Below are 24,222 nucleotides of genomic sequence, written 5' to 3'. Positions count from 1 at the left end.
AGAACAAACGGATTCTGAAGTACAAGGCAAAGTTTGCTGCATAAAAAGAGCTACCACCATTTGGCAGTAGCTATTCAATAACCATGTTTTAATTATTTCCCTGGTCTACATTGACAGGGGCGGATCATAATTTGCAGGCCTTAATTTATTATTCTATTGAAAGAATAAAGTGATAAACAGGCTGTCCGCCGTCTATTATATTGATTTCAACTTGCTCGCCGAGCTTTTCGCTTACGAGAGCTTTTATAGTTTCCGCCTGCTCTTCCGTAGTGTCAGCGCCAAAGATAATTGTCACAAACGAGGTGGATTTATCCGACAGCTTTAAGATAAGCCTTGCTGCTGCCTGAACAGGATCCGTTTCGGTGAACAATATCTTTCCGTTTGCTATAGCGAGAATTTCATTTTTGCTTATCTTGTTGCCGTCGAAGTCAGAGTCACGGGCCGCAAAGGTAACAAGTCCTGTCTTGACTTTTTCGGCCGCAGCCTCCATGTTGCGCATATTGGTGGTTATGTCTTCATCCGGGTCAAAATTGACGAGAGCGGTCATACCCTGGGGAAGGGTTTTTGTATGGAGAACGTAAACCGTTCTGTCTGCCAGTGACGCTGCCTGTTCTGCCGCTAGAATAATGTTTTTGTTGTTGGGCAAAACGATAACCGTTTCGGCAGGCGTTGCTTCTATATTAGAAAGGATGTCGTCGGTGCTGGGGTTCATTGTCTGCCCGCCCTCAACGACGCGGTCAGCTCCAAGCTCTTTGAAAATTTGAGCGAGTCCCTCACCTGACGCGACAGCGACAAAACCATATTGTTTTTCAGGTTCGACTCTCTGGAGCGTCTCCGCGTTATTTTTCTTCTTTTCTGACTGAATCCTCATGTTGTCGATTTTTATATCAGTTAAGTACCCGTATGTCAAAGCTTCCTGAATCGCATTGCCGGGATTGTCCGTATGGCAATGGACTTTTATAAAACTTGTGTCATCGGCAACGAGAACGCAGTCGCCTATCGACTCAAGAAACGCCCGGAGTGCCAGCGGGTCTTTTGCCGGCTCGCCGGTTTTATTAATGATAAATTCGGTGCAATAAGTAAAATGTATTTCCTCATCACTGGTTCCAACTGCGGCAGGCGCATTTTCGACCTTTTCTGTTTCGCTTTCCCCGATAACGCCGCCCTCTTTTAGCGAACGCAGCATAGCGTCGAAAATGACGACAAGGCCTTTTCCGCCGGAATCAACGACTCCTGCCTTTTTGAGTACAGGCAGCATATCTGGCGTCCTTGCAAGTGTATCGGACGCTGTTTTGCTGATAGCCTCCATAACAGAGACAAAATCATTTTCACCCTCACAGTTTGCGGCAGCCACGCCGGCCTCGGCGGCTTCTCTCGCAACAGTGAGAATGGTACCTTCCTGCGGCTTCATAACAGCCTTGTAGGCGGCTTCGACACCAGCGGTCAAGGCGGCGGCAAAATCCGCGCCAGTCGCTTCATCTAAGCCGTTAAGTTTTTTCGCGATACCGCGGAAAAGCAGTGACAGTATTACACCGGAGTTACCTCTTGCCCCTCTTAGGAGGGAAGACGCTGCAATTTCTGTAACCTGTGAAACTGTGCATGAATCAAGCCGTGAAAGTTCACGGACAACTGAATTCATTGTCATTGACATGTTGGTTCCGGTATCACCGTCAGGAACGGGGAATACGTTAAGCTCATTTATTTCCTGCTTGCGAGCCTCCAACACATGGGCAGCAGATAAAAGCATATCTTTTAGCTGACGGCCGGAAACACAAAGATTTTCCATGAGAATTAATCTTCCTTCACAATATCAAAATACGTTGTTTATTTATTTTGAATTATTTATTCTGGTTTCATTTCATCAACGAATACGTTGACGCAGTCTACCTTAAGTCCGGTTGCTTCTTCAACCGTGTATCTGACCTTTTTTATTATGCTTTTAACAATTACAGTAATATTAACGCCATAGGTAACGATTATATGAAGATCAATAAAGAGCTTTCCGCCGACTGAACTTACCTTTACACCGCGTTTGAGCTTATCGCGTGTCAAACGCTGTGTAAGCCCCTGTACCTTGTTGCTTGCAGCCATTCCTGCGACGCCATAGCACGATGAAGCGGCAAGTCCTATCAGTTTAGAAAAATACTCATGGCTGATTTCTATATATCCATTAGGGTTTTCCAGGCAAATCAAGCTCTTCACTCCTTTACTCCTTTAAGTAGTCTCTCGGCATTAAATATATTTTACCTTATTTTCGCCGGTTTAACAACTATGTTTTTATAATATACAGAATTTATTACTCTGCCGCCGGCGTCACAGCCGTTATTTATTCAAAATAGAAGCGTTGTAATTTTAAAAAAGTCAGTGTGATTATGGGCATTTAAGCAGCGTTCCTACTTCCATTTTTCAAAATTGAAGAATACATCGTTGTCCATTGATTGAACCCCGGTAAGCCCCTTTGTATATGAGGTAAGGCCTGTGCGGTAACAAAGAGGAATAAACGGCATTTCAGCTTCAAAGGTATCAGCCACATAAGCAATGTCCTTATAACCGTTTCGCCAGTCGTTGAATGCCGAGAGAGTGGACGAATTTGGAACAGTGCTGAAGGCTGCCGTCCCGCCGGCTGCAAGCAACGGACTGATGTCCATATTGTTTGAGAGTCTTACCTCACCCAGATACATATCAAAATTACCGCTTTTGATAAGTGATTCATACTCCTCGTATGGCACGGATTTTACTGTCACATTTATGCCTGTCTTATTAAAACAAGAAGCGAGATATTTAGCGACATTGTTTCGGACAGGGTTTTCCTGATTGACGAGGAGGGTCAGCGTTATTCCAGAGGTATTGCCTGCCTGCTGCATCTCAGCCGCAACGGCATCAAAGTCAGACGACAGCTTTTGAGGAATTTTTGAAATCTCGGACCACTTCGGATTAAATGGATAAGCACTGGGATATGCGCGGTTTGAGTAGTTCTGTGAGACCAGCAACTCCCTGCTTATCGAGAAGGAAAGCGCACGCCTGAAATGGGCATTGCTGAGATGTGGTTTTCCGGCATTGATTCCAACATAAATGAGCTGGTTTAGGTTTACGGGCGAAGTGTCGGTATTGGGCACCGAAGCTGCCGAGTTGGTGCCATCGTCTGAATAAACAAAATTAATTTCGCCAATAGCCAGACTCGTCATAATGGCATCGCTGTAAGGTATGTTTACAAGCGAAATCTTGTTGAATTTGGATGAGTTGCCGTTATACCATTTCGGGTTTTTGGTGAGCACAGCGTTTGTGCCGCTTTTTGAATATTTATACCGCCCTGTGCCGATAGCGTTGCCATTTTTATCGCTGTCTGCCTTAATAATCGGTATATCGAGCATATTGGCAATCAGCGGGTCTGGGGTTATAAGCGTCAGGGTCACTGTATTGCCGTTTCCCTTGACTTCAGACACATTGGCAAGCCTTGAATAATAAGGTGAATTGGCGTTTGAGCGTACGGCGTTAAATGTATATACTACATCGGCGGCGGTAAGAGGCGAACCGTCGGTGAATTGGACACCACTTTTAAGTTTTATGGTGGCTGTAGTGCCGCTTGAGTTGACCGATTCGGCAAGGCGCATTACCGGATTAAAGTTTGCGTCTGGCTCGCAAAGGCAGTCGTAGATAAGCGGCCATAAAACCATATTGGCATTAGACGCAGGCGACAGCGGATTAAAGTTTTCCGTTGTCGTATAGGGCAATGAAAACGTTTTCAGCGTTTCGCCTGTTTTTTTTGTCTGGCTTAAAGAGGACTCTGATGCCTTGCTTGAATTGTTTTTTCCTGAAGAGCAGCCTGTAAAAATAATTGTTATTGCCAAGGCCAGTGCAAGGAAAGCGGCCGGCTTCAATCTTCTATTCATAAGCTCCCCATTTTAACTTCATTATGCAGATAATTTTACCGGTATAACACACGGTTATATTTATAATATCACGATTAATATATAAGGGCAAGAAAAAAGGCTGTTTTACAATGATTTCATCATTGAAAACAGCCACAAATGCTGAATTCACTTAAAAACAGTTTCAATAACTTTTTCACATCCGGGGGGAGAATAGACCCATCTGTCTATATGGTCACCGGTTATGTAATAATAAGGCTCTTCCGGCTTATACTCCGCGTCAAAAGCGTCGACAATAATAAGTTTAACTTTCATCTTTTCGGGTATAAGGCTTTTGATGAATACACTTGCGTGCTGACCAGGTTTGACGCCTTCCTTCGGCTCAGCAAGCCCTGCCAGATTCGGCGCCAGCTCAACGAAAATGCCGTAGCTCTCAACAGAACGCACAATCCCCGCAACAGTTTCTCCGGGCGTGAAGTTTGCTGCGTTTTCCTCCCATGTGCCCAGCAGCTCCTTATGCGTCAGGCATACGCGGCTCGGGCCTTCGACTGATTTTACGACGGCGCGTATATCCTGACCGACCCTGAAACGATCGCGCGGATGAGCTATGCGTGAAACTGAAATAAGGTCTATCGGGATAAGCGAGGCTATGCCACATCCGATGTCCACGAAACAGCCGAACGGCTCAAGGTGTGTGACCCGGGCGTCGATGATATCCCCAGGTTTAAGCTTTGATATATAAAGCCTGACGGCTTCTTCCTGCGCTGCACGGCGGGATAATACAGCCATCTTATCCGGCGGATGCGGCAGGCTTATTATTTTGAAGCAGACGGCTTTATTTACCCTTGAAATCACGGCTATATCCCTTGTCGTGCCGTCATCAAGACCCAGCGCGCCTTCTTCACGCGGAATGATACCTTTCATGCATCCAAGATCGACTATAAGATTGTGCGAGCTGTCACATACGAGCGCGCGCGCCTCAACGGTGCGGCCCTCCTCTTCAGCCCTTAAAAGATTTGCGGGGCTGCGCAGAGCCTCACGGTTTTCGGCGGTGTCCAAAAGCCATCCCTCAGGCTTGATAACAGCCATTGCGATTTACCTCCCTTTTTTTCGCTCCACTCAATTTATATGCAAGGGTCAAAAAATATTTCACAAATGACTGTTATTTTATAAATAAATATTTTTTAGTATAAAAAAAGCTTTTTGGACACATTCAAAAACATGGCTATTTTTTTACGATAGAGACGCCGCGCCCGCCGAGGTTTCTGAGAATATAAGACACTGTTTGGGCCGTTTCTTGGTCTTTGGTTTCAACTTTTAAGAGCGCGTCACGCCGCCTTGAAGGCTCGAAGTTTTCGCCCGACTCATCGTCAAACCCACGTGAAAAGGGTATCGAGTAAAACGGGCCGCCGCCAATTCCGCTCGTATACGACCACCCCGTGCCTACGGGAATGAAAGGCAGCGTTGTATCGTTTTCGTCCTCAGCCCGTGCTGCGAAACGGTTTCTCAAAACCTCTATGCCAACAACGCCTTGCATATCGCGTACTTTGCCTGATGCTAAATCGGCCAAATCAACAGAATCAAATTCAGCTACCGTATAAATGCTCATAAAAACAGCCTCCAAAATAAAGCCAGCCTTAGCCTTTTTATAATTCTGCTGATATCATTTCCGTAAAACCCTTTCAAATACCGAAAAGTCGCTGAAAAATTTATACAATATATCGCTGACAACTTTTGCCCAAATAGCTTTGAGATAATCCAAGATTTATGATATACTATAGTGACCGGCACAGTTTATAATCTGTAAACTATATCATATGCGCCGCAGAAATGTGGCTGCGGTACATAAAATGAAAGGCGGAGTCTTTTATGGATATAGCAGTCGGTGACATCATTGTAATGAAGAAAAACCACCCATGCGGTTGCAATAGGTTTATTGTGCTGCGCATCGGCGTAGATTTTAAAATTAAATGCGAGAAATGCGGCCATGAGGTGATGACACCTCGGGTCAAGATAGTAAAGAAAATAAAAAATGTCATTAAGGAAAATACAGCATCTGACAGCTCGAATGCCTGAATCTGCAGGCTGTAGTATCTATTTCGGGGGAAGCAAATGTAATGTTTGAACAGCTTGAAAGTGCAGAAGAAAGATATAATGAGATAACAGAAAAGCTCGCCCAGCCTGATGTGCTGAGCGATAAGGATAAACTGAAAAAATTAATGCTTGAGCATAAAAATTTGGGAACGCTCGTTGAAAAATACAGGGAATATAAAAATGCCTGCCAAACGGAAAAGGACGCACTGGAGATTATAGAGTCAAAGCCTGAACGCGAATTGCGGGAGATGGCGGAAGAGGAGCTTGCGAAAGCAAGAAAAGACAAAGAGCGGCTTACAAATGAGCTGAATATCCTCCTTCTGCCGCGAGACAAAAACGACGACAAAAACGTGATAATGGAGATAAGAGGCGGTGCAGGCGGAGAAGAGGCTGCCCTTTTTGCGGCTGAACTTTTCCGCATGTATTCTATGTATGCCGAGCATAAGGGTTGGAAGATAGAGGTGCTGAACCTCAATGAAACTGAGCTTGGCGGCATCAAGGAAATCAGCTTTATGATTGAAGGGGACGGCGCATACAGCAGGCTCAAGTATGAGAGCGGCGTCCACAGGGTCCAGCGTGTCCCAGAGACCGAGGCGTCGGGGCGTATCCATACGTCAACCGTCACTGTTGCAGTTTTGCCGGAGGTAGAGGACGTCGAGGTCGAAATCAACCCGAATGACATTCAGATTGACACCTTCCGTTCAAGTGGTGCGGGCGGCCAGCACATCAACAAAACCGATTCTGCAATCCGCATTACGCATATACCCACTGGGATAGTTGTCGAATGCCAGGACGAGCGCAGCCAGTACAAGAACAAGGATAAAGCCATGAAGGTGCTTCGCTCAAGGCTTTACGAGCGCCAGCAAAGGGAGCAGGAAGAGAAGATTGCCGCCGAGAGAAGGTCGCAGGTCGGCACCGGAGACCGCAGCGAGCGTATCCGTACCTACAATTTCCCGCAGGGCAGAGTTACGGATCACCGCATAGGACTTACGCTTTATAAAATAGAGTCAATTTTAAACGGCGAGCTTGACGATATAATTGAGCCGCTCATCACTGCCATTCAGGCAGAAAAGCTCAAACAGGGCGGCGCCATAAGCTAACTGCAAACTTTCAGAATTTTTAATCTTCTCTTGGATATCTTAAGGGAGAATCAAATGTTAACAGAAGTTATAAATTGTGAAAAAAATATTGATAAAGAGGGCATAAAGCGCGCGGCTGAGCTGTTAAGGGAAGGGAAACTGGTCGTAATCCCGACGGAAACCGTCTATGGGCTTGCGGCTAATGCCCTTGACGAAAAGGCCGTCGCCAATATATTTACGGCGAAGGGCAGGCCGCAGGATAATCCGCTTATCGTTCACGTCGCGTCAAAGGACTGGCTGCCGCGATACGCCGCCGAGATACCTGAGTCCGCCAAAAAGCTCATGGATGCGTTTTGGCCTGGGCCTCTTACGATAATCTTAAAAAAGCTGCCTGTTATCCCGTCGATAGTTTCGGCAGGGCTTGATACAGCCGGTTTTAGGTGTCCCTCCCATCCTATCGCCCATGCAATAATAGAGGAAGCGGGTATCCCGCTGGCAGCACCGTCCGCAAACCTTTCCGGCAAACCCAGCCCGACGCTGGCGTCCCACGTTTTGCAGGATCTTGACGGGCGCGTTTCCGCTGTTGTCGACGGGGGCTCCTGCGGAGTCGGGGTTGAATCCACCGTCATAACATTGGCGGACGGGCATCCGCGTATACTCCGGCCGGGAGGAGTCACGCCGGAACAGATAAAAGACGTTTTAGGCGAGGTTTTTATCGACCGCGCTGTTACGCATAAAGTGAGCATGGGCGAAAAAGTGGCCTCGCCGGGTATGAAGTACAAGCATTACGCCCCAAAAGCCCATGTCTCGATTATCAATGCCCCGCTTGACAAGATGGCGGAGTTTGTGAATGAGAGGGCAAAAGACGGGGTCGCGGTGCTTTGCTTTGAGGGTGAGCAGAACCGCTTCAATGTTCAGTGTGTCACCTACGGCCAGTCTGACGACGGCGCCTCACAGGCTCAGAGGCTGTTCGACGCCTTAAGGGAGCTTGACGAGATTGGGGCCAAGACAGTTTATGCCCGCTGCCCGAGCCTTGACGGAATTGGGCTTGCCGTATATAATCGACTGTTGAGAGCTGCAGGGTTTGAAATAATTAACCTGTAACGCCATATTTTCGCATTAATATGGAATTTTGCTGCATTATAAACTTGAAACTTGGTGAATATAAAAGTAGTAATCGAAAAGGAACTTAAACGTATGTTTGTTTTAGGTGTTACCGGACCGTCAGGAGCAGGGAAAAGCCTTGCTTCACAGCATCTTGTAAAACGCGGATTTGCTCACATTGACGCCGACAAATCCGCCAGAGCGGTGGTAACCCCCGGCAGCCCGTGCCTTTTAAAGCTCAAAGAGGCTTTCGGGGACGACATAATATTGGATGACGGATCGCTCGACCGAAAAAAACTCGCTCATCTCGCATTTGACGGCGGCAAGGTTGATCTATTAAACAGCATAACCCACCCCTATATCCTTCAGCAGATTCAGTCTGAATTAAAGGGCCTTGCAGACAGCGGCTGCAAGTTTGCGGTCCTTGATGCGCCGACGCTGTTTGAAAGCGGCTCAGACAGGCTCTGTGACAAGGTGATGGCGGTTTTGGCGAACCGTGAACTTCGCATTAAGCGCATAATGGAGCGCGACGGTATCAGCAGAGAAAAGGCTCTTGAACGCATAAGAGCACAGCCTGACGACGAGTTTTATAAGAGTCGGGCGGACTATGTTGTGATAAGCGACGGCGGCGACAAGGAGCTTTTTGCCGGCGTGGACAAGATAGCCGATATTATTTGCGGCGACGGAGGTTTACATTAGCATGAGAAAACGGCGGCAAGGCATAAAGACCCTGACAATTTTGCTGATTATTGCTGTTGCGGCTGCTTTTCTCTGGGAACCTGCCTATAATATCTTTCTTAAATCAGCCTATCCGGACAAGTATAAAGAGTATGTCACCTTATATGCTGAAAAAAATGGAGTTGAACCAAGCCTTGTCTATGCCGTTATAAAAAGTGAGAGCAGCTTTGACCCCAATGCGGTTTCAAAAGTCGGCGCGATTGGGCTTATGCAGGTGACACCGCCGACTCTTGAATGGATAATGAAGAAGAGCAATGATTCGTCGGAATATACGGCCTCTGACCTCTATGACCCGGAAATCAATATTCGTTACGGAACGGCAATTTTAGCGGAACTGCTCAAAGAGTACAATGACGAAAAGGTTGCCCTTGCCGCATATCATGCGGGAAGGGCCAATGTCAGAAAGTGGCTCAGCAACCCTGACTATTCAAAAGACGGAAAAACGCTCAACTACATTCCTTTTTCCGACACGCGGGCTTATGTCAGCAAAGTCAAGAACATCAAAGAGATTTACAAAAAGCTCTACTATGGCAATAAATAAAGCGACTTGCAATCGCTGGTCATAAAGCAATAAGTATGTTAATAGGCTATTTATAAATTCGTTTTGGAGGAATAATAATGGAGGAAAAATCTAAGGCAAAAGCTTTAAAGGAAAAGCTGTTGATGAATCCCAAGAACGGCGGAATTGTGATGTCTGATGAGGAGATTAAAACCGCGTTTAATTACTGCAACGGTTATAAAGCATTTTTAGACGCCGCTAAAACAGAAAGGGAAGCCGTAACTTACGCCATAAACGAGGCGCAGAAGCTCGGATTTGTTCCGTTTGACAAAAAGCAGAAATATAAGAAGGGCGACAAGGTTTACTACAACAACCGCGGCAAGTCGATAATACTCGCCGTCATAGGTTCAAAACCCCTTGACGAGGGCGTACACCTCACCGCGGCCCATATTGATTCACCGAGGCTGGATTTAAAGCAGCGCCCGCTTTATGAGGAATCACAGCTTGGCCTTTTCAAGACGCATTATTACGGCGGCATCAAAAAATATCAGTGGCCTACAATCCCGTTGGCACTTCACGGCGTGATTGTCAAAAAGGACGGAACGCAGATAACTGTCCGTCTCGGCGAGGATGAAAACGACCCTCAGTTCTGCGTAACCGACCTTCTGCCCCATCTTGACAAGGACATGGGCAAGAAGACGATGGACAAAGCGTTCAATGGTGAGCAGCTCAATGTCCTTATCGGCAGCCTGCCTTTCCGCGACGACAAGGAAAGCGAGCTTGTAAAGCTCAATATTATAAAACTGCTCAATGAAAAATACGACATTGTTGAAGCAGATTTCCTGTCTGCTGAACTCACAATGGTTCCAGCGTTCAAAGCTGTCGATATCGGTTTTGACCGCAGCATGATAGGTGCCTACGGGCATGACGACCGTGTTTGCGCTTATCCGGCGCTGACTGCACTCTTCAAATGCGGCGTCCCGGAAACAACATGTGTCTGCTGCCTTACTGATAAAGAGGAAATCGGCAGCGAGGGCAACACTGGTCTTATTTCTTCCTATCTTAAGAATTTTATCGCCGACCTCGCCCGTCCTTACGGACTTGAGGCCAGAGACGTGCTCAGCAACTCAAAATGCCTCTCCGCTGATGTAACGGCGGCGTTCGACCCGACCTATCCGGACGCAATGGAAAAGAACAATGCTGCGTTTTTAAATTACGGCGTCGGCGTCAACAAATTCACTGGCCACGGCGGCAAATATAGTACAAGTGACGCTTCTGCAGAATTCACAAGCTGGGTACGCCAACTGCTGGACAGCAAGGGAATCATGTGGCAGATGGCCGAACTCGGCAAGGTCGACCAGGGCGGCGGCGGAACAGTTGCAAAATATATTGCCGAGCTTGATGTAGATGTCATAGATGTGGGCGTCCCCGTTCTTTCAATGCACTCACCATTTGAGGTTGTCTCAAAGCTCGATGTATATTCCGCCTACAGGGCTTTCTACGAGTTCTATAAAGCGTAATAACGCATAAAAAGCGGTCTGTCTCCTTTTGGGGGCAGACCGTTTTTTCCTTTCAGAGGGGTAATGAGTTTTGTCTTCGTGAATTTAAGTTTTGGCCAAGCCTATTGATTTATTACAAATTAGCATATAAGCCAGAAACAAAAATAAACCTCTGTACTGGATACCAGTACAGAGGTTATTAAACGCTATTTTTACTTGCTGTAACCGTTGGGGTTTAAGGACTGCCAGCGCCATGAGTCGGCGCACATATCCTCAATGCCGAGCTCGGCCTTCCAGCCAAGCTCCTCATAGGCCTTTGTCGGGTCTGCATATACCTCAGCGATATCACCGGGACGGCGATCAGTAATCTCATAGGGGATTTTTACGCCGGAGGCCTTTTCAAACGCCTTGACAACGTCAAGAACGCTGTAGCCTACGCCTGTGCCGAGGTTGTAGATGTGGGTGCCGCCTGCAAAGGCCTTTTTAAGGGCTGCAACATGGCCTTTGGCAAGGTCGACTACATGGATATAATCGCGCACCCCTGTGCCGTCGTGGGTAGGATAGTCGTTGCCAAAAACGCGGAGCTTTTCGAGCCTGCCCGTCGCGACCTGGGTGATGTAAGGCATGAGATTGTTCGGGATGCCGCGCGGGGAGTCACCGATAAGCCCGCTTTTGTGGGCACCAATCGGGTTGAAATAGCGCAGCAGGATTACAGTCCACTCGCTGTCCGCCTTGCTGATATCCATAAGTATTTGTTCAATAAACAGTTTTGTGCGTCCGTAGGGATTGGTTGCCGAGAGAGGGAAGTCTTCTTTTACAGGCACTTTTTTGGGTGAACCGTAAACAGTTGCAGAGGAACTGAATATAATGCTCTTGACGCCGGCTTCACGCATTGCCTGACAAAGCGTGATTGTGCTGCCGATATTGTTTTGATAGTACTCCAGAGGCTTCATGACGGATTCACCGACTGCTTTGTAGCCTGCAAAGTGGATGACGGCGTCGATTTTATTTTCAGTGAAAATGGTTTTCAAAAGGCTGTAGTCATTGACATCGCCTTTGTAGAATTTAAGCGTCTTACCTGTAATCTTTTGGACGCGCACAAGTGCCTCTTCATCACTGTTGCTCAAATTGTCTATAACGACTACCTGATGTCCACTTTCAAGAAGCTCGACACAGGTATGGCTGCCGATATAACCTGCGCCGCCAGTAACAAGAATATTCATAGATTTACTCCTTCTAATCTGTTTTTCATATCGTATTTATTGTTGGTTTGCAGTATATTATATCACTGACTCGAAAAGAGTACAAGACTTTGTAAAATTGTTTAATAAACTTGCGTCAAATCTTCCTTCGCTATTGACTTAAAGAGATTCGGTTGATATACTAAAAGCAAAAATGAATATGCTACCTACAAAGGCTGTGAAGGAACAAAGACCTGTTTATTGCGGCAAAGAGAGACCGCGTTTTGGTGCAAGCGGGGGCGCGGAACAGGTGTATAACTCATTCCGGAGCTGCCGTTCTGACAAGGGACGGACGTTAGAGTTTGCGTTAAAAACCGGGTCTTGTTTGAGACCTTAGAGGGCGGCTTTGCCGTCGAAACAGGGTGGTACAGCGTGGATATAAGTCCTCGCCCCTGATATGGGGCGGGGATTTTGTAATATGGAGGCATTTCAATGGTGCGAGCATATGAAAAATATCATCCGTTTCCACAAGTGCCTATTGAGAATCGCGAATGGCCTTCTAAAACTATTACAAAAGCGCCCATTTGGTGCAGTGTCGACCTGCGCGACGGAAATCAGGCACTTGTGGAGCCGATGAACCTCGATGAAAAGTTACTCATGTTCAACACACTTATAAATATCGGATTCAAAGAGATTGAAGTCGGGTTTCCGTCCGCGTCTGAAACAGAATATGAGATAATCAGGACGCTTATTGAGGAAAATTATATCCCCGACGACGTGACAATTCAGGTGCTCGTTCAGGCAAGAGAACATTTGATACGCAAGACGTTTGAGGCTATCCGCGGTGCCAAAAACGTAATTTTGCATTTTTACAATTCTACATCTGCCTTGCAGCGCAAGGTCGTGTTCAAGACGGATGTGGACGGAATTATAGACATCGCGGTAAACGGTGCAAAGCTTATAAAAAAGCTTTCAAAAGAAGTTGACAGCGATATGAACCTGCGTTTTGAGTATTCGCCGGAGAGCTTTTCCGGAACTGAAATGGACAACGCGGTAAAAATCTGTTCAAAAGTCATGGAGGTTTTTGAGCCTACCAAAGATAATAAAATAATTCTGAACCTTCCGGCAACGGTTGAATGCAGCACGCCGAACTGCTATGCCGACCAGATAGAGTATTTTTGCAAACACCTGCCGGGCAGGGAAAACGCGATTATAAGCATTCATCCTCACAACGACAGGGGAACCGGTGTTGCGTCTGCGGAGCTGGGACTGCTTGCCGGGGCGGAAAGAGTAGAGGGAACGCTTTTCGGCAACGGCGAGCGCACAGGGAACGTAGACATTGTAACGCTTGCGCTGAATATGTATTCGCAGGGCATTGACCCGAAGCTGAATTTCAGCAATATAAAAAAGATAATGGAAGTCTATGAAAAGACGACAAAGATGAAAGTCCCGCCGCGGCATCCTTATGCCGGCGAGCTGGTGTTTACGGCGTTCTCCGGGTCACATCAGGATGCGATTAACAAGGGTATGGAGTATATGAGGAGCACAGGCTCCAAGTATTGGGAGGTGCCGTATCTGCCCATAGACCCTGCGGACATAGGAAGGGACTACGAGCCGATTATCCGCATAAACAGCCAGTCGGGCAAGGGCGGCGCTGCTTATATCATGCAGACCGAGTTTGGATACAACCTGCCTAAGGAAATGCGGGCTGATTTCGGCGCGATAGTCAAGGCTCGGTGCGACGAGACGGGCAAAGAACTCAAGCCGCAGGAAGTGTTCGACCTGTTCAAATCGGAGTATATCGGCATAAACGAGCCTTATGAACTTTGCGGATATAGCTTTAAGCACGAGCGGACAGACAAGGGCACAGTTGTGAAGTTCATAGGCGAAATAAAACATAACGGCGTTGAAAAGGTAATCTCCGGAACCGGTAACGGCCCCATAGACGCATTTTTCAGGGCTATTAAGGGCACAGGCCTTGACAAATATGTATTTGTCTCCTACAACGAACAGGCCATATCCGACGGCTCTGATTCCCTTGCGGTGAGTTATATTCAGTTGAAAGACCCGGACGGCAGACCTGTATTCGGAGTAGGCATTGATTCCGATATCAGCATCGCGTCGCTTAAGGCAATAATGTCCGCTATTAACCGTTCTTTGAAAAAATAATGTTCAAATATATAATCCGAGGCGCGGAGCGCTTAAATTAAAAGCATAAGATTTTCTAAATGAATATCTTATGCTTTTTGTTTTAAGGTGATATAATACATAAAACAGGAAAAATTAATTTTATAAAATGCCGTTTTGACAATATGGCTCTAATAGAGTAAAATTGTTATATTGCCGGTAATGTGTAAATATGTCTTTAAAGGTTTTAATTATAGGAAATTAAACTTGGAGCTGATTTAATGGTAAATTTGCGCGTTCTATCGAAATATAATGGTCTTAAAGCTCTTAAAAACTCGTGGTTAAAGGCAATAGCTGTATTGCTTATATTAGGGCTTTTGGTTTTTGGCATATCTCAACTTGAGAGCGCGTACAGAAAAATCACTGAGATACCTGAGTTAACGGATAACGGGCTTATTAATCTAAATATTTATTCTTTTATAATAAGTCTTGTATTTAGCATTATTGCGTTCTTTATTATGACGCCGCTAATTCTAGGAATGACTGAGTGGTATTGGAATCTGACAAGCGGCGCAAAGCCAGCGATAGGGGATATTTTCGGCTGGTTTGGTTCCGGAAAACTGTATGGGAAAAGCCTCTGGCTCAGATTTTATGTCGGTGTGCGCAAGGCATTGTGGTGGCTTTTAACTTGCGGGCTTCCTGCGGTTTTGCTTGTTGCCGCCGAGTATTATCTTTCAAATGTAAATATCAATAATCCGCAAAACCTTTCGGATTCGGATATCCGTAAGGTGCTGATTGCCGGTGTCCTCTCGTTTTTCGGCGGGACGCTGATGATTGGCGGTATAATCCTCTTTTTATTTGTAACCTCAAGATACACATTGGCCAACTACCTAATTGTAGAAGACAGCAGCAGGAAAGTTTCTGACGTTGTGCGCGATTCTATCAGATATACTAAGGATTACAGATGGGAAATTACAAAATTCTTCCTGTCCTATATCGGATGGGCCATTGCTTGTATCGCAATAGTTCCCATTTTATTTGTTGTCCCGTATTTTTATTCGTCGTTCACAGTTTATTCAAAGCATATAATCTATGAGCAGAGAAAGATTGAGAACAACGGCGCGCCTGTTAATCAGCAATGAGCTGTAATTTGTTTATGAAGAGGGGAACTGTCCCCTCTTTTTTGTTTTGCTGCATTTTTAATAAGCGGGAGCCAATAAGGGTTTGCAGTTATTTTAGCAAAATGAAGGAATATAGCTATTCTTTTAATAAACAAGTGTTGTAAACAAAAAAGCTGGTTTAAGCAAATTGCTTAAACCAGCTTTTATAAAATGCGGAATTTAAATTATTTCGCATCAACTTCGGCCATATGCTTAATCAGCTCAAGGACCTTGTTGGAATAACCCCACTCATTGTCGTACCAAGCAACCAGCTTGACGAATGTCGGGTTCAGCATGATACCAGCCTTAGCGTCGAAGATTGAAGTGCGAGGATCGGTGAGGAAGTCTGATGAAACAACATCCTCGTCAGTGTAACCGAGAACGCCCTTCATTGTGGTCTCGGAAGCCTTTTTGACAACTTCGCAGATCTCTTCGTAGGTGGTTTCCTTTGCGAGCTTGCAGGTGAGGTCAACAACTGAAACATCAAGAGTAGGTACGCGGAATGACATACCAGTCAGCTTGCCCTTGAGTTCAGGAATAACGAGTGCGCAAGCCTTTGCAGCACCAGTTGATGAAGGAATGATGTTGCCAGCAGCTGCACGGCCGCCGCGCCAATCCTTCTTGGAAGGACCGTCAACAGTCTTCTGGGTAGCTGTTGTTGAGTGGACTGTAGTCATAAGGCCTTCGACAATGCCGAAGTTATCGTTGATAACCTTGGCAAGAGGAGCAAGGCAGTTTGTTGTGCAGGATGCGTTAGAAACAATGTTCATATCCTTTGTATACTTGTCAAAGTTAACACCGCAGACAAAGGTCGGAGTAACTGAATCCTTTGCAGGTGCGGAGATAACAACCTTCTTAGCACCGGCTTTGAGGTGAGCGGAAGCCTTTTCAGAGCTTGTGAAGACACCGGTTGATTCGACGACATATTCAGCGCCGCATTCTTTCCACGGAATCATGGCAGGCTCTTTTTCAGCATATACGCAGATTGCGTGGCCGTTAACGACAAGTTTGCCGTTTTCAGACTTGATGTCACCGTTGAAACGTCCGTGCATTGTATCGTATTTTACCATATAGACCATGTAGTCGACATCGATAAACGGATCGTTTATGCCAACAATCTCATAGAGGTCCGGATTTGCTACAGCAGCACGGAATACGAGTCTGCCAATGCGGCCGAAACCGTTAATACCAATTTTGATTCCCATATTGCTTAACCTCCAATTAGTAAATTCCTCAACATATTTTATAACATTTTATCCAATAATACAAGTGATAGTTTGTTAAATATCAAATTTATTAAATTTGACAGCCAAATAAATAATCACTTCGTTATATTTGGCAAAAAGGAATATGGCGTTTTAATATTTTGCCCAAAGTATAGAAAATGTACCGAAAAATTGTTATAATATATAAAAGTTGATTGACCGACAGACACATTAGTATGATGACCAAATGACAGAAGAATTAATTATATTTAATCCTGCATGTGGTTTGGATGTGATGTAATGGATATTGATGAATTTGTCCTTACCGGCAAACGGCTGTACGAAAAAACCAAAGAACCTATAGCGATTACTGATTCGGAGCTGAATACTGTATGGGCAAATGAAGCGGCTTTGAAGCGCTACCCCTCTTTATCGTTGCAAGACGGTGTCCGCGAGCTTATCAGCAGCTATGATTTTGATAAGGTTTTGTCGCAGCTTAAGACCGGAGTATCATTTGAAGCAAAAAAGCAGTCCGAACCATTGAGCGGGTTTACGGCACAGCTTATACCGATTTTAATTGAAGATAAATTTATTGGTTGCCATGTTTTTATAAAAAATGCTGATAAGAATGAATCAGTACTCCCAGACGGGGAGCCGGAAAAGATTATAGCGTCATTTTCAAATGAGTACAAGATTCCGCTGACTGTGATTTTCTCGACTCTGGGACTCATGGCAAGGCATCTTGAGGACAGCGACGACGAGGTAACAAAAACCTATTTAAAACTTATCACCCAGAACTGCTATCGGATTTTGCGGCTGTCCAACAATATCGTCGAGGTTTCAAAATATCGTTCAGGCATAGCTAAGTTAAATCTCAAAAAGGGCAATCTTACAAAATTTATTTCAAACTTGTGCGAAGCTTGCAAAATACTCACAAGGTCGATAAATATTGAGCTTGACTATATTGTTCCGGAAAAAAATATAATCACAGTGTTTGACCCGGACAGGCTTTCTACAGCGATAATAAACCTCATTTCAAATTCCTGCAAATACACAAGAGAGGGCAACCGAATTGTGGTCAAGCTTGAGGACCAGGGCGAAAAGGCGGTAATAAGCGTCAGCGACAAGGGTCAAGGCATAAAAAGCGAGATTATGGGGAGGATATTTGACCCGTACTTTTCGTTTAAAAACGAAAGCGAACTGTCTGGAGCGGGCCTGGGCCTTTCGATTGTAAAATTTATTGTGACACAGCACGGCGGTACGGTCGCCCTGCATAGCAAGGAAGGCGAGGGAACAACGGTGGCTCTGTCCTTGCCGATTCGTGTTGATGACAACATGCCGGATTATATCGCAAAAAACGGAGCCGACTATCTTGCAGACAGATTTTCGTCGCTTTATGTCGAATTATCTGATGTTTGCGGCTGTCCACTTCCATAATATGTATATTACCATTCACATACTTAATAAATATTAAGAAAATTTTTAAGGCGGCTCTTTAAGGAGCCGCCCTTTATTTTATTACCTGCCCTGCTTCTATTATAAAGAATTTTTGCAACAAATTTAAGCCCTACAAAAAGGCTTTATGATGCAAAGATACAAAAGGAAAATTTTATGAAAAAATAATGTTGAAAGGCGTATTTAAAGCTTGATATCTGGTAAAATTTATGATACACTATCCAATTAAAATGAGCTATTATTCAAACCACTATAAAAAATTAAATTATGGATGGAGAATTATGGATAAAACAATTACAGAAAGCATACTTGAATCAGCTTCTACAGTTTTGTCACAAATGGTAGGAATGAATTTTAAAACAGGCGAAATTACATATGAAAAAACGCCTTTTAATGGTCAGAATCTATTGATTTTAGTTGGGATTACGGGCAGGATACACGGAAATGCTGTTATTAGTTTTTCAAATTCTCTTGCCTGTAAATTTGCCGGTACCATGATGATGCCGGACATTACTGAAATTGACGATTTTGCCCAGAGCGCTATTTGCGAATTGTGCAATATGATAATGGGCAATACGGCGACAGCTTTGTCACAAAGGAGCGTTATAATAGACATAACTCCGCCGACGGTTTTGACGGGACAGAATCTCGAGGTTCATGTCGAGCAGACAGAAAACATTAACATTCCTTTGATTTTTGATGGAAATGATGTGTTAAATATAACTGTATCCTATAAAGAGTGAGATCATTTCTCTTTTTCGGAAAATTTTCTGGCAAATATAATAGAGGTTCCAATTAAAATCACTGACATTATGATAAGCGGCAATGCAGAATTGTTTTGACTGCCCGAATTTTCAAACATTTCTGAGTCCGTGTAGTAATGTGCGGCATTGCTGCTTTTTGAAGAATTATCAGGTTTGTTCGGTGAGGAAACATTTGTGCCGTTTACCTCAGAAACGGGAGCCATATAGTAAGAAGTTCCGCTTTCATTAGACCTATTGGTTTTAGTGGAAGCGGAATTTTTGCTGGTGGATGAGGATGCGGAAACTGCTGAAATGCTTTCAGCCACTCCGTATATCGTACCCTCTGCGTTTGTTCCGTCTTTCTTTTTTAATATTGCAGTAAGTATATATGTTTTGCCGGAAACATTGGTGTGTTTGACCGTTTTTTGTCCCTTGGCGAGATTTATTGTATCGAGATAAAAATCACTTTCATCGTCTTTGTTTTTTGAGAGCACAATAACCTGAGGATATGTCCTTGATGAAACGCCGCTGACGGTGACAGTAAGAACACCGTTTTCGACAGAACCCGACAAAGCCGGGACAGCAGCAAACGCAGTATATGGGAATAAAACCATAATAAACGAAGTTACGATGACATATGTCAATAACTTTTTCATTATATGTTTTCCCTTCACTACAAATAATAAAATAACTATGAAATTTGTAGTTGAAATTATTTTTAATTGCAGTATAATACCCTTTTGGGTATTGAAAATAATCTGGTATATATCGGATTATAGTTATGTTGAAAAAACATGTCAAGATTATATCGGATTAACCGGATAATGGTATAACGGCTAACGGCCTGAGTTCAGATGGAGGACTGTTTTTTTCAGTCATACTAAAAAAATGAATATTTATACATGATTAGCTTATAAAAACAAATTTTAACTGAAAGGGGTGATTGCGATTGTTTTCGGAAACATTGCGTAGATTAAGGCATGAGAGACACCTGACCCAATACGACATGGCAAAGGCGCTTAACATTTCACGTGTTGCTTATACAAATTATGAGCTGGGAAACCGTGAGCCCGATTTTAATACCATGTTGAGTATTGCTAATATACTAAATACAACAGTGGACTACTTGCTCGGAAGTTCCAATAACAAAGACAAAGTGGATTACAGCGATACGACTTTAGCAATTCCTTATAAATATGAGCATATGATAAAAGACATAATGACATTAAGCCCGGAAAGCCTTGAAGACCTCAGAAAATATTTGGAGCTTCTTAAAATAAGAGAAAAGGCCAAGCTGACAGAAGACGAAGATAAAAAAAGGACAAAAAAAGGAAATTCAAAGTTATAAAAATACAAACGTGTCTTTTAATATGGACGTAAAACTGTTATAATTAATACCGCTGTGAAAAAACAGCACCATAAAATACAGTATATTTAATATAGAAAACAGGGGTTTTAATTGAAAAAAGGTTATCTTTACATCATTTTATCTACCATTCTATTCAGCACCATGGAAATAGCTTTAAAGATCTCATCAAGCAGCTTTAACCCGATTCAGATGACGTTTCTTCGGTTTCTGATAGGTTCACTGGTGCTAATTACTCCAGCGGTAAGTGCTCTTATAAAGCGGGGTATAAGACTATGTATTAAAGATTTAGGGTATTTTGCCCTGACAGGTTTTATCTGCGTCGTTGTCAGCATGGTGTTTTATCAGCTCGCAATATTAAACGCTCCCGCTTCCTTTGTAGCTGTATTGTTCAGTTGCAATCCGGTTTTTGTGGTATTACTGGCGTTTTTCTTCCTAAATGAACAGATAAATAAATCGACGGTAATTTCACTGACTATAAGTTTCACCGGGATAATGTTCATAATGAACCCGTTTAAGATGTCGGCGAGTGTTCAGGGGATTGTACTCACGCTGCTCGCAGCAATCACCTTTGCGATATACAGCGTTGCAAGCAGGGGGCGCAGCAAACAGTTCGGCGGGCTTGTCCTAACCTGCTTTAGCTTTATTTTCGGAAGCGCTGAGATGCTTGTGTTGATTCTTATTACAAAAATAAGTCCGGTAGCGTCGTTCCTCCAAAGCGTTGGACTCAGTACATTCTCAAACATTCCAATTTTCGGCGGTATTACGCTCCAAAATATAGCGCCGCTAATTTACATAGGCGTTTTTGTAACCGGCTTAGGTTATGCATTTTATCTGCTTGCCATTGAAGTTACAAACGCCTCGACTGCATCATTTGTTTTCTTTATTAAGCCGGCGCTGTCACCTATCCTCGCATTAATAATATTGAAAGAAAAAATAAGTGTTCCAATGATAATAGGCATTGTATGTCTGCTCGCAGGTTCTTCGTTTTCAATTCTTCCCGGTGTTATCGGAAAACCCAGCCTGAATTGCGCAGCAGACGAAAAAGATGAACAAGCGTAAACGGTGGTATATTATTTTGATAAAAACACCCTAAACAGGGTGTTTTTTTATTTAAATTATTGAAAAATAAGGTTCTTTATCTTGATTGTTTACATATTTTTTTTGTATATTATAAATGAACACTAATACACTTATTCCAATATATAAATTAATTGACATCAAATAAAATTTTTTGAAAAGAGGAAAAAACTATGAAAAAAGAAAACATCAGGCAAAACAAACGCAAAATAGCACTGCCCCTGCTAGTAGCTTATATCCTAGCATTTTGCGCAGGACTGTTCGGAGCGTGTGCAATTACGGGGCCACAGTCTTCAAAAATCATTTTTGGAGTACTTTTCTTTGTATTTTTTATTGCTTTACTAATAACAGTTACTTTGACGGTGAGAAAAACAAACAATATATTTAAGTCAGTTAAGAAACTGTTAGATGACGGCAAATATTACAAGGCGGTTCTTGACTGCATACCTTTTCCGGTCCATGCGGTTGACAATAATATGAAATGGAAGTTTGTCAATAAGGCGTTTGAGAAAAGTCTTGTCAAAAGCGGCAAGATAGCTGACCGCAAAAGCGCATACGGCATGGTTTGCAGCACTGCCGGTGCAAATATATGCAACAATGAGAAATGCGGCATTAAGCAGTTGCAAAAAGGCGTTCACGAGAGCTATTTCGAGTGGAGTGGCAACAAATGCAGGCTGAATGCAGCGGCTATTGTCGGCGAAAACGGCGAGAAACTGGGATATGTTGAAACCGTAACCAACTTGACAAAACTCATTGAAAATGAAGAATACTACAAAAAAGCGATAGCCAATCTCATGAGCAATCTCGAGAAGCTCTCAAGGGGTGATCTTGACCTTGACCTGTCAGTTCCAGAGGCCAACAGCAACACCCAAGAATCCAGAGAAACATTTGTCATGATTAATGAGAGTCTCGGTAGAGTAAAGGAATCGCTTGAACTTTTAACAAACGACGCTGCGTATCTGCGTGCTGCGGCTGTTGAAGGACGTTTGGATACAAGAGTTGATGCTTCAGGACACAGCGGCGTATATCAGAAGATTATCAGCGGCATCGACGATACGCTTGAGGCAATTGTTAAACCGGTTAAGTTCACCACTGAATACATATTAAAATTAGCTAATGGCGAAGATTTAGAGGAAATTGAAAATACATACAGCGGCGATTACGCAGTTTTAATGAATAGCCTTAACAGTGTAAGAGAATCATTATATACGCTACTCGACGAATCCATTAAGTTGCTAGAAGCCGGACGTGAGGGTAATCTTACAGCGAGAGCGGATACATCGAAGCTCAAAGGCGGATATGCAAAAATAATTGCCGGCATAAATGGTATGTTTGAGGCTTTCGCAACACCGCTCAATGAAGCGAATGAAATACTTGCTTTAATGGCAAATAACGATTTCACCCGCGGGATGGATAAAGATTACAACGGTGAGCTCGGCAAACTTGCAGAGTCTGTAAACAAATTAAGAGAGACTTTCCTGATAATTGAGGAACTTCTTATAGAAATCTCGAATGGTGATTTGAGCCAGCTCGAAGAGATAATGAAAATGCCGAAGAGAAGTGAAAACGATAGGTTACGGCCTGCTTTCATTGAAATGATGAAATCAGTTAAGCAACTTGTTGATGAAGCTAACATGCTCGCAGAAAGCGCGGCGAACGGCAAACTCAGTGTAAGAGGCAATGCGGCCGGCCTTAAGGGTGAATACGGTGAAGTTGTCGCACATATAAACAGAATGATAGAAGCAGTAGAAAAACCGTTTAATGATCTGGTTTTTGTCCTTGAAAAGTGGACTGAAGGCGATTTGACAGCGGAAATTGACAAAGAATATATAGGGGATTATCTCAGGATCAAGAATGCGGTTAACACAACTGGTGAAAAATTTAGGCAGATGCTCAATAGTATAAACGAAGCGGCGTCACAGGTGGCATCAGGCTCAAAGGAAATAGCTTCCGGCAGCCAAAACCTGTCTCGCGGCACAACTGAACAGGCAAGCTCAATTGAGGAACTGACCGCAGCTATTTCTGAGATTGCGGAGCAGACAAAGAACAACGCAAAGAACGCCGAAAACGCAAAATCACTTTCGCTGGAGGTTCAAAAAGAAGCAATCGAGGGCAATGAAAAGATGAAGAGCATGCAGGAGGCTATGCGCGGCATAAGCGATTCCTCCGCGAACATCGCAAAGATAATAAAGGTCATTGATGATATTGCCTTCCAGACAAATATCCTCTCGCTCAATGCTGCTGTTGAAGCGGCACGTGCCGGACAGGCAGGAAAAGGCTTTGCCGTCGTTGCTCAAGAAGTAAGAACCCTTGCCTCCAGAAGCGCAACGGCAGCCAAAGAGACGACCCAGCTTATCGAGGACTCCAGCAAACGTGTCGAGATTGGGGCTAAGATAGTAGACGAGACCGCCGCTGAATTTGAAAAAATAATGCAAAGCATTGAAAAAACCACAAAACTTGTCGGAGAGATTTCCGAGGCTTCGGCTAAGCAGGCAACGGGTATTACCCAAATTGACAAAGGAATTGAACAGGTTTCTACTGTTGTTCAGACCAACTCGGCAACCGCTGAGGAATCAGCAGCGGCAAGCGAGCAGCTTTCAGCTCAGGCTCAGGCATTGCGTGACATGGTCTCACAGTTTAAATTAGGAAAATCAAGTGAAGAGCCAGTAGAAAAAAGCAATGTAAAAGCTGAAAGAAATGCTGCGCCCGCCATTCAAGAAAAGGAAACACAACCGAAGATTGTTCTTGACGATAAACCTCAAGGCGATTACGGCAAGTATTAATAGTAAATTTTAAGAGCGCGCTGCAAAGTTTCCGCTTTGCAGCGCGCCCCTATATTGCCATTTTACAGAGGTCAGGAGAAGGTGCATAAAATAAACAAGCTACATTGTGTTTGCACAAAAGTTTAATTGATAACTTAAAAAAAATAAACTCATTGTATTTGACTTGCTGCCGCTGCTATAATATATATTGTTTGCCGTTTTATAGAAACTGGCAGCGGCGAAAATATCTTTTAAAAGGAA

21 protein-coding genes are annotated in these 24,222 nt (G+C 44.0%); 13 read left to right on the top strand and 8 right to left on the bottom strand.

Annotated elements, in window-relative coordinates; translation table 11 throughout:
- Positions 1 to 148 precede the first annotated feature (148 nt).
- The 5 genes from V6C21_RS05315 to V6C21_RS05295 all read right to left on the bottom strand — a co-directional run bounded on the left by V6C21_RS05315 (position 149) and on the right by V6C21_RS05295 (position 5,478).
- Complete coding sequence (locus V6C21_RS05315) at positions 149 to 1,786, bottom strand: DAK2 domain-containing protein (protein ID WP_034840315.1); 1,638 nt, start codon at positions 1,784 to 1,786, stop codon at positions 149 to 151.
- A 56-nt stretch (positions 1,787 to 1,842) separates the two neighbouring features.
- Positions 1,843 to 2,202 (bottom strand): Asp23/Gls24 family envelope stress response protein, encoded by a 360-nt coding sequence (locus tag V6C21_RS05310; RefSeq protein ID WP_034840312.1) that lies wholly within the window; start codon positions 2,200 to 2,202, stop codon positions 1,843 to 1,845.
- A gap of 191 nt (positions 2,203 to 2,393) precedes the next feature.
- Positions 2,394 to 3,890 (bottom strand): ABC transporter substrate-binding protein, encoded by a 1,497-nt coding sequence (locus V6C21_RS05305; RefSeq protein ID WP_479268519.1) that lies wholly within the window; start codon positions 3,888 to 3,890, stop codon positions 2,394 to 2,396.
- Positions 3,891 to 4,037: 147 nt separating this feature from the next.
- The gene (locus tag V6C21_RS05300) at positions 4,038 to 4,958 is read right to left on the bottom strand and encodes a S1 RNA-binding domain-containing protein (RefSeq protein ID WP_034840306.1); all 921 of its coding nucleotides are present in this window, start codon (positions 4,956 to 4,958) and stop codon (positions 4,038 to 4,040) included.
- Positions 4,959 to 5,094: 136 nt separating this feature from the next.
- Positions 5,095 to 5,478, bottom strand: a complete 384-nt coding sequence (locus tag V6C21_RS05295; RefSeq protein ID WP_045085253.1) for a hypothetical protein — start codon at positions 5,476 to 5,478, stop codon at positions 5,095 to 5,097.
- Positions 5,479 to 5,738: 260 nt separating this feature from the next.
- On the opposite strand from V6C21_RS05295, the gene V6C21_RS05290 reads away from it, so the two are divergent.
- The 6 genes from V6C21_RS05290 (at position 5,739) to V6C21_RS05265 (ending at position 10,903) form a co-directional block, all read left to right on the top strand.
- Positions 5,739 to 5,945 (top strand): DUF951 domain-containing protein, encoded by a 207-nt coding sequence (locus V6C21_RS05290; protein WP_034840301.1) that lies wholly within the window; start codon positions 5,739 to 5,741, stop codon positions 5,943 to 5,945.
- Between the two features lie 41 nt (positions 5,946 to 5,986).
- Positions 5,987 to 7,063 (top strand): peptide chain release factor 1, encoded by a 1,077-nt coding sequence (gene prfA / locus V6C21_RS05285; protein WP_034840299.1) that lies wholly within the window; start codon positions 5,987 to 5,989, stop codon positions 7,061 to 7,063.
- A 54-nt stretch (positions 7,064 to 7,117) separates the two neighbouring features.
- A complete protein-coding gene (locus tag V6C21_RS05280) occupies positions 7,118 to 8,146 on the top strand; it encodes an L-threonylcarbamoyladenylate synthase (RefSeq protein WP_479268518.1) in 1,029 nt (342 codons plus the stop codon).
- A 54-nt stretch (positions 8,147 to 8,200) separates the two neighbouring features.
- Complete coding sequence (gene coaE / locus V6C21_RS05275; RefSeq protein ID WP_479268520.1) at positions 8,201 to 8,845, top strand: dephospho-CoA kinase; 645 nt, start codon at positions 8,201 to 8,203, stop codon at positions 8,843 to 8,845.
- A 1-nt stretch (position 8,846) separates the two neighbouring features.
- Positions 8,847 to 9,425: a lytic transglycosylase domain-containing protein gene (locus tag V6C21_RS05270; RefSeq protein ID WP_052659820.1), complete on the top strand. Its 579-nt coding sequence runs from the start codon at positions 8,847 to 8,849 to the stop codon at positions 9,423 to 9,425.
- A 77-nt stretch (positions 9,426 to 9,502) separates the two neighbouring features.
- Positions 9,503 to 10,903, top strand: coding sequence for an aminopeptidase (locus V6C21_RS05265; protein ID WP_034840288.1), 1,401 nt, complete (start codon positions 9,503 to 9,505; stop codon positions 10,901 to 10,903).
- 191 nt (positions 10,904 to 11,094) lie between these two features.
- Here the strand turns inward: V6C21_RS05265 and galE are convergent, their stop codons facing one another.
- On the bottom strand, positions 11,095 to 12,105 hold the full coding sequence (galE, locus tag V6C21_RS05260) for a UDP-glucose 4-epimerase GalE (protein WP_034840286.1): 1,011 nt from the start codon (positions 12,103 to 12,105) through the stop codon (positions 11,095 to 11,097).
- Between the two features lie 450 nt (positions 12,106 to 12,555).
- Here galE and leuA point away from each other — a divergent pair, with 450 nt between their 5' ends.
- Positions 12,556 to 14,232, top strand: a complete 1,677-nt coding sequence (leuA, locus tag V6C21_RS05255; protein WP_045085256.1) for a 2-isopropylmalate synthase — start codon at positions 12,556 to 12,558, stop codon at positions 14,230 to 14,232.
- A 239-nt stretch (positions 14,233 to 14,471) separates the two neighbouring features.
- The gene (locus V6C21_RS05250; protein WP_034840282.1) at positions 14,472 to 15,332 is read left to right on the top strand and encodes a DUF975 family protein; all 861 of its coding nucleotides are present in this window, start codon (positions 14,472 to 14,474) and stop codon (positions 15,330 to 15,332) included.
- A gap of 203 nt (positions 15,333 to 15,535) precedes the next feature.
- On the opposite strand, the gene gap is transcribed toward V6C21_RS05250, so the two are convergent.
- Entirely contained in the window at positions 15,536 to 16,555 is a 1,020-nt protein-coding gene (gap, locus tag V6C21_RS05245) for a type I glyceraldehyde-3-phosphate dehydrogenase (RefSeq protein ID WP_034840279.1), read from the bottom strand.
- Between the two features lie 300 nt (positions 16,556 to 16,855).
- Between gap and V6C21_RS05240 the strand changes: the two genes are divergently transcribed.
- Together V6C21_RS05240 and V6C21_RS05235 are read left to right on the top strand one after the other, a co-directional pair.
- Positions 16,856 to 17,992 carry a sensor histidine kinase gene (locus V6C21_RS05240; RefSeq protein ID WP_034840277.1) on the top strand — a complete coding sequence of 379 codons (1,137 nt, stop codon included), beginning with the start codon at positions 16,856 to 16,858 and terminating at the stop codon, positions 17,990 to 17,992.
- Positions 17,993 to 18,291: 299 nt separating this feature from the next.
- Complete coding sequence (locus V6C21_RS05235) at positions 18,292 to 18,753, top strand: chemotaxis protein CheX (protein WP_479268517.1); 462 nt, start codon at positions 18,292 to 18,294, stop codon at positions 18,751 to 18,753.
- 2 nt (positions 18,754 to 18,755) lie between these two features.
- On the opposite strand, the gene V6C21_RS05230 is transcribed toward V6C21_RS05235, so the two are convergent.
- Positions 18,756 to 19,409, bottom strand: a complete 654-nt coding sequence (locus V6C21_RS05230; RefSeq protein ID WP_034840272.1) for a hypothetical protein — start codon at positions 19,407 to 19,409, stop codon at positions 18,756 to 18,758.
- Positions 19,410 to 19,702: 293 nt separating this feature from the next.
- On the opposite strand from V6C21_RS05230, the gene V6C21_RS05225 reads away from it, so the two are divergent.
- The 3 genes from V6C21_RS05225 to V6C21_RS05215 all read left to right on the top strand — a co-directional run bounded on the left by V6C21_RS05225 (position 19,703) and on the right by V6C21_RS05215 (position 23,982).
- Complete coding sequence (locus tag V6C21_RS05225; protein WP_479268516.1) at positions 19,703 to 20,101, top strand: helix-turn-helix domain-containing protein; 399 nt, start codon at positions 19,703 to 19,705, stop codon at positions 20,099 to 20,101.
- Positions 20,102 to 20,212: 111 nt separating this feature from the next.
- A complete protein-coding gene (locus V6C21_RS05220) occupies positions 20,213 to 21,181 on the top strand; it encodes a DMT family transporter (protein ID WP_479268515.1) in 969 nt (322 codons plus the stop codon).
- Between the two features lie 380 nt (positions 21,182 to 21,561).
- A complete protein-coding gene (locus V6C21_RS05215; RefSeq protein ID WP_479268514.1) occupies positions 21,562 to 23,982 on the top strand; it encodes a methyl-accepting chemotaxis protein in 2,421 nt (806 codons plus the stop codon).
- The last annotated feature ends 240 nt before the right edge of the window (positions 23,983 to 24,222 follow it).

It is taken from the genome of [Clostridium] cellulosi, from assembly GCF_036762875.1.
GTDB lineage: Bacteria > Bacillota > Clostridia > Oscillospirales > Ethanoligenentaceae > Ruminiclostridium_D > Ruminiclostridium_D cellulosi.
This window is presented reverse-complemented; position numbering and strand designations above follow the sequence as displayed.

Bases quoted from the DNA above. Each gene is read 5' to 3' on its own strand.
- V6C21_RS05315 (WP_034840315.1), bottom strand. From the start codon at position 1,786: ATGGAAAATCTTTGTGTTTCCGGCCGTCAGCTAAAAGATATGCTTTTA.
- V6C21_RS05305 (WP_479268519.1), bottom strand. From the start codon at position 3,890: ATGAATAGAAGATTGAAGCCGGCCGCTTTCCTTGCACTGGCCTTGGCA.
- V6C21_RS05300 (WP_034840306.1), bottom strand. From the start codon at position 4,958: ATGGCTGTTATCAAGCCTGAGGGATGGCTTTTGGACACCGCCGAAAAC.
- V6C21_RS05295 (WP_045085253.1), bottom strand. From the start codon at position 5,478: ATGAGCATTTATACGGTAGCTGAATTTGATTCTGTTGATTTGGCCGAT.
- V6C21_RS05290 (WP_034840301.1), top strand. From the start codon at position 5,739: ATGGATATAGCAGTCGGTGACATCATTGTAATGAAGAAAAACCACCCA.
- prfA (WP_034840299.1), top strand. From the start codon at position 5,987: ATGTTTGAACAGCTTGAAAGTGCAGAAGAAAGATATAATGAGATAACA.
- V6C21_RS05280 (WP_479268518.1), top strand. From the start codon at position 7,118: ATGTTAACAGAAGTTATAAATTGTGAAAAAAATATTGATAAAGAGGGC.
- V6C21_RS05270 (WP_052659820.1), top strand. From the start codon at position 8,847: ATGAGAAAACGGCGGCAAGGCATAAAGACCCTGACAATTTTGCTGATT.
- V6C21_RS05265 (WP_034840288.1), top strand. From the start codon at position 9,503: ATGGAGGAAAAATCTAAGGCAAAAGCTTTAAAGGAAAAGCTGTTGATG.
- galE (WP_034840286.1), bottom strand. From the start codon at position 12,105: ATGAATATTCTTGTTACTGGCGGCGCAGGTTATATCGGCAGCCATACC.
- leuA (WP_045085256.1), top strand. From the start codon at position 12,556: ATGGTGCGAGCATATGAAAAATATCATCCGTTTCCACAAGTGCCTATT.
- V6C21_RS05250 (WP_034840282.1), top strand. From the start codon at position 14,472: ATGGTAAATTTGCGCGTTCTATCGAAATATAATGGTCTTAAAGCTCTT.
- gap (WP_034840279.1), bottom strand. From the start codon at position 16,555: ATGGGAATCAAAATTGGTATTAACGGTTTCGGCCGCATTGGCAGACTC.
- V6C21_RS05240 (WP_034840277.1), top strand. From the start codon at position 16,856: ATGGATATTGATGAATTTGTCCTTACCGGCAAACGGCTGTACGAAAAA.
- V6C21_RS05235 (WP_479268517.1), top strand. From the start codon at position 18,292: ATGGATAAAACAATTACAGAAAGCATACTTGAATCAGCTTCTACAGTT.
- V6C21_RS05230 (WP_034840272.1), bottom strand. From the start codon at position 19,409: ATGAAAAAGTTATTGACATATGTCATCGTAACTTCGTTTATTATGGTT.